The following is a 4,678-nucleotide window of genomic DNA, read 5'->3' on the forward strand; positions in this document are numbered from 1 at the left end:
TATTCTCGCAACATCTCCACGTTCAACCCAAACCACTGTTAATAGTCTACCACGATTGCTTAAACCGACTGATATTAGTCGTTGTTCATCATAGTGTCCTACATCCTCAAAAGAGATCAATGCAGGATCAAGGAAAATACTACAGACCTCCTCGAACGTGATTTCTCGCCCTCGATAGACTAAATCCATTTTTTGGTCATGCCATTCAAATAACAAGCCGTAATATTCAATTAATGGCATGATTACCTCTTTTCCTCTCGTGAAATAAAAAATATGCCTATTATTTTGGGTCTATGACACAAAAATCTCCATTTTTTCCATATCCGCACTGCTTTTTCATCACACGAACACACGGTTTAGATTCCTCTCCAACAGTACAGCTTCCAATATCAAACTGGATACCTTGCTGTCTTAAGCTCTCGATCTGAGGGATATTTTCTAAAGGTTTGATATAAACACTGAATAACCAAATGATGCCAAGCATCAGAATGGCGAAAATGCCTAAAATAATGGTGATGATTTTCCATGAAAATTGATCACTAGTTGATTCAATCGAGTTTTTTAAATGTCCAAGTGCCTTAGCGGTCTTGATAAGCTCTGCTGTACCCTCCTGTAAGCCCGTATTTAGCGATTTTGATACAGTGCTATGGGTTTGCTCTGCGATGACCTTCTGAATGTGTTCTTTCGTGATTTGAAGCTCTTTAACGGCCTGATTGACTAGGTTCTGCTGTTGTTCTGCAACTGCCATCAGTGCATATAACTTTTTTTCATCAGGTGTCATCGGCTCATCCCTCTAAACTTCATTGTTTTCTGTTGCTCTCGTTCTAATTTCTGCTGTTCTTTGTACTGCTGTAAGGCAAGCTGTTTAAAGCTGGCAAAATCAGCCTTAAAACTCTCAATGCCCTGTTTAATTTCTTTGTCTGAGATAGGGCTGTTTTTGAGGTCTTTCAGGTCGTTTTTAGGGTCGCCTAAATCTAGTCGCTCAAGCTCTTTATAGGCTGTACGTGACTGTTGCAAGGCTTCCCTGATTTCAGGGTCTTTGGCTTGGCTTGGTAAGAGTTTCTTTTCAGGGTCTTTCTCTATGCCTTGCTCTTTGTAGCTTCGCATATCAATACGGCTGTCAATTTGGTGTTTTTCCAAATGGCTATTGCATAAATCCGCCCACCTTTGGCGTAGGTCTTTAATATCAGTTTTTCGTTCCTGGTAACTCTTGCCTGTATTGTCTTTTTTAGCTCCGCCACGTTCAGGATTCTTGCTGTTATAGCGTTTGAAATATTGCTCTGGATCTCGTTCGATTCCATCTTGCAGACGTTCATTAAACATGAGGTGGATGTGGGGCTGATCGTTGCCGTCCATTGCTTTAGGGTTATGAATTGCAAACTGATACGGATATTTTGAGCCAATTTCAGACTGAATAAAGTCTTCAACCAGTTCTAGGCGTTGCTCAGCATTCATCTCTCTAGGCAGGGCAATTTCATATTCTCGATAGGTACTGCCATTTTTACGCTCGTAAAGGTCGGCTGCTTGCCAAAAGGTAATCGGATTATGTTCAGCCCATTTCGGCATATTTCCATAGTCACTATGTTCAAGGTCGGATTGTTCCTGTTTCAGCTTTTTTTCTTCGTCCCGATCAATATATTCGGCATGCGGTGCTGCCTTACCTGCCTTACCAACTTTCACACTTAAACGAGCTATCGCCATTAGGTTTTTTCCTGTGCCTTTTTTCGGTCTAGTTCTTTCTTAAATGTTCTTTGATCGAGTATCGAAGCCCACATCATAATGATGATAATTAGCGGTGCTGCGATCACGCCAAAACTAATATCTTTGATTTTTCCCAATACCTGTTTTAGTTGCATGCTGTTGCTCCTAGCTTTGGTACTTCTTTTTTTCATTCAATTTTCAATTGAACGAAAAAAAGAAGTTTCAGGGTTTTAGGGATGAAGTCCCTAACGTGCTTAGGTTTCTCAATGAAATTGAGAAACGTCTAAGCGCGCCATCAAATTTTTGATGGAAGTACAGGCGATAATCTCCAGAACGACTTTAACAAAATTACGTTACTCGAACGTAAATATTTTGTTATCGTTCTTTGAGTATTGAGCCTGTGCTTTTGCGGTATATGAATTAATGGAATTGAATATGAATAATGATTGGCTGTCTGAAAAAATCACATATATTTCTGCTTTAAAGAATCCTAGTGATGCTCAAAAACTTTTACTTGAATTAGCCAAAATTCAGTACAGAACACCCGACCAAGAGAAAAAAATCAATGCCTTGATCAAAGCTGAAAAAGCCATAGATCGAGCAAATAAGCAAAAAGTTGCAGTTAGAAAATTATTGAATGCCGAAAAGGAAGCAGAACGTAAAGCTCGTACACGTCATCTCATTCAATTAGGCGCACTATTTGAAATAGCTAACCTAGATCAGCGTGACCCAGCCGAATTACTTGGCATTCTTCTAAAAACTGCTGAAATTGATCCTAATGATATGAAATGGCAAATTTGGAAAGAGCTAGGACAAGAAACTTTAAATCATCGTAAAAAAGACAAAAAGTGATTGTTCAGAATTTTTATTCAACTTTATCTAAGCACGTAAAAAACTCATCTATATACAGAGGGTCTAAAAATTATATTTTTGATTTATAAAGATAATTAAAGATTACTTTGCATAAGGTGTATTATCTTAATAATAAGGCAACTAAGGTAGGATGAATTTTATGGCGACTGCAATTCGTGCAGATTATTGTACAAATATGACTATAAACAATTGCTCTTTTTCAGGGTTTAACAATTGTATAGAGATGAACTTTTGTACTAACTTCAATATATTAGGTAGTGGTTTTTTTAATTCTAATAATGCTGTCTTTTTATCTAATTGCTACGGAAAAGGAGCTATATCAAACAACTATACTCATAATGTAAATAATTTAATTTCAGTTGCTGATTCAAAACTAAAATACCCTCTTCCTTCAAAAAATAAGGAAAAGCATAAAATCATAAAAAAAGAGCAGAAGAAAAATAGTTCAATAAGGAATATAGAATTTAATAAAAAAATTAAAGAACTTATTAACTTAGAAGCTAACCAAAAATTTATTAAGAGAAATCATCAGTTAGCTTGTAAAATAAAATATATAAAAGCAAATCTTGGAAAATTAGAAGCTGAAAACCTTCTTAAGAACCTAGCCCAGGAATACCTAAAATAACATTAGCTAGACCAATAATAGTAGTTCCAACCTTTAAATACTGATTCAATTTTGCCGAAAATAAAGTTTCAGAAACAGTATCTAAGTTTTTCTCTCTTAAGCTCTTTATTGCACTCACAACTTCTTTAACTTTTTCCTGAGGAATATCTTCTTTTAAATACTCTAAAAGTAAAACCTCAATACTTGAGTCCTGATCTCTCACTACAACACCTTGTTCTACATCAATTAATGTATTTCCTTTAACTTTCGCTAACCCATTCAAATTATTAGGTAAAGAAACTAATGCCTTTCCATTTGTCATAGTATTATTTTCAACTTCTAGTTCCAATTTTTTCATAATATTCTTCTCATAAAATATATTTTTATAGGGTAACAGTTTATTCAAAACTGGTTCAATAGCCTAAGCAGAAAAAGGAGTATTTGATTATCCGCACTACTATACTTCCTAAAAAAAAATGCTCTCAACTTCTCAACTCGTACCCAAAGCGTCGCACTTCGTGCTTTGGCTTTGGAAACGGTTGAGAGAGTTTCGGCAATACTCTCCCTAAAGGCGGTCATTTAAAAAAATGACGCATCCTTTAAGTATTGCCGATTTACCGCATATTCTTTTGGCTTCGGAGCCACGTATATCGGTCGTATCCGCACATAGCTTTGCAAACTATGCAGACAAGGACTAAAGGTCTTGCACCTCTCCCCACACGCTCCCTGTCGAAGTATGGCGGTATCTCTGCGAGGGTTTCCCCAACATACAACTTAACCAACCTATACAACTACTCTTAACGCTCCGCTTTTGTGAGATTCCCCTGTAGCGGTTTAGCCTTTCGACTATCGCTACGTTGCACCAGTGACACTTATTCCCTCCACATGCAACGCATGCCAATCCGTAAAACGGACACGCAGGAGCAGGCAAAGCTCGATCTAGGATGCTTATTTGATGATTTAAAACACGGATTAACGAAGACTTATCATTTTGAGTCTTGATCTAAACACTGTTTATTGTGAAAATAGAGTTCAGGTACAAGCCTTTGTGTGAAATCTGCACGAGTTGGTAGCTCTGCTGATCTTCGTTACTTGATGTTCCACCATCAAATAACTGCGTACCGCTGAATATAAAGCGAAAGCCCATTGAGTTGCAAGATTCAATGGGCTTTTTCTTTGATCAATCAGATATTAAGACAAAAAAGAGAGGTCATATCTAATCATGACTAAATCCCTAATCAAGCACGTTTCAATGCCATAATATGGCGAACCATATCGTTAATATGTTGTTTTGTTTCATTATCTTGTGAACTTAACCATGCAACTACATCAGCATCAAAAGCCTGTGCTTGAGCTATGGTATGGCGTTCCTGTAATTTCTTCACAAAGCTAGGTTTAACCAATGGCGCATTGGTAGGGTCAAAATTTTTATAGCGTTCTAGTTCATTTTGCATTGCTGTACCTCCGCTTTTGGTGATGTGATGGTTCAAATGCAGTGAT

Annotated in this window: 8 protein-coding genes; 2 read left to right on the forward strand and 6 right to left on the reverse strand. The window is 37.2% G+C overall.

Annotated elements, in window-relative coordinates:
- The 4 genes from D7V20_RS18570 to D7V20_RS19920 all read right to left on the reverse strand — a co-directional run.
- Nucleotides 1–240, reverse strand: a 240-nt coding sequence (locus tag D7V20_RS18570) for a BrnT family toxin (protein WP_147395812.1), incomplete at its 3' end; no start/stop codon positions are given.
- A gap of 40 nt (nucleotides 241–280) precedes the next feature.
- Nucleotides 281–781, reverse strand: coding sequence for a hypothetical protein (locus D7V20_RS18575; protein ID WP_025464991.1), 501 nt, complete (start codon nucleotides 779–781; stop codon nucleotides 281–283).
- The gene (locus tag D7V20_RS18580) at nucleotides 778–1,701 is read right to left on the reverse strand and encodes a MobA/MobL family protein (RefSeq protein ID WP_002011644.1); all 924 of its coding nucleotides are present in this window, start codon (nucleotides 1,699–1,701) and stop codon (nucleotides 778–780) included. Before D7V20_RS18580 ends, D7V20_RS18575 begins: the two co-directional genes overlap by 4 nt.
- On the reverse strand, nucleotides 1,701–1,856 hold the full coding sequence (locus D7V20_RS19920; protein ID WP_161772599.1) for a heme exporter protein CcmD: 156 nt from the start codon (nucleotides 1,854–1,856) through the stop codon (nucleotides 1,701–1,703). Before D7V20_RS19920 ends, D7V20_RS18580 begins: the two co-directional genes overlap by 1 nt.
- Nucleotides 1,857–2,136: 280 nt before the next feature.
- Between D7V20_RS19920 and D7V20_RS18585 the strand changes: the two genes are divergently transcribed.
- Nucleotides 2,137–2,553 (forward strand): conjugal transfer protein TraD, encoded by a 417-nt coding sequence (locus tag D7V20_RS18585; RefSeq protein ID WP_025464995.1) that lies wholly within the window; start codon nucleotides 2,137–2,139, stop codon nucleotides 2,551–2,553.
- A gap of 160 nt (nucleotides 2,554–2,713) precedes the next feature.
- Complete coding sequence (locus D7V20_RS18590) at nucleotides 2,714–3,199, forward strand: hypothetical protein (RefSeq protein ID WP_120385352.1); 486 nt, start codon at nucleotides 2,714–2,716, stop codon at nucleotides 3,197–3,199.
- Here the strand turns inward: D7V20_RS18590 and D7V20_RS18595 are convergent.
- Both D7V20_RS18595 and D7V20_RS18600 read right to left on the reverse strand, forming a co-directional pair.
- Entirely contained in the window at nucleotides 3,168–3,536 is a 369-nt protein-coding gene (locus D7V20_RS18595) for a hypothetical protein (RefSeq protein ID WP_120385353.1), read from the reverse strand. The two genes, D7V20_RS18590 and D7V20_RS18595, sit on opposite strands and share 32 nt — an antisense overlap.
- An 880-nt stretch (nucleotides 3,537–4,416) precedes the next feature.
- A complete protein-coding gene (locus D7V20_RS18600) occupies nucleotides 4,417–4,632 on the reverse strand; it encodes a hypothetical protein (protein WP_002011639.1) in 216 nt (71 codons plus the stop codon).
- Between the last annotated feature and the right edge of the window lie 46 nt (nucleotides 4,633–4,678).

Source organism: Acinetobacter rongchengensis (assembly GCF_003611475.1).
GTDB lineage: Bacteria > Pseudomonadota > Gammaproteobacteria > Pseudomonadales > Moraxellaceae > Acinetobacter > Acinetobacter rongchengensis.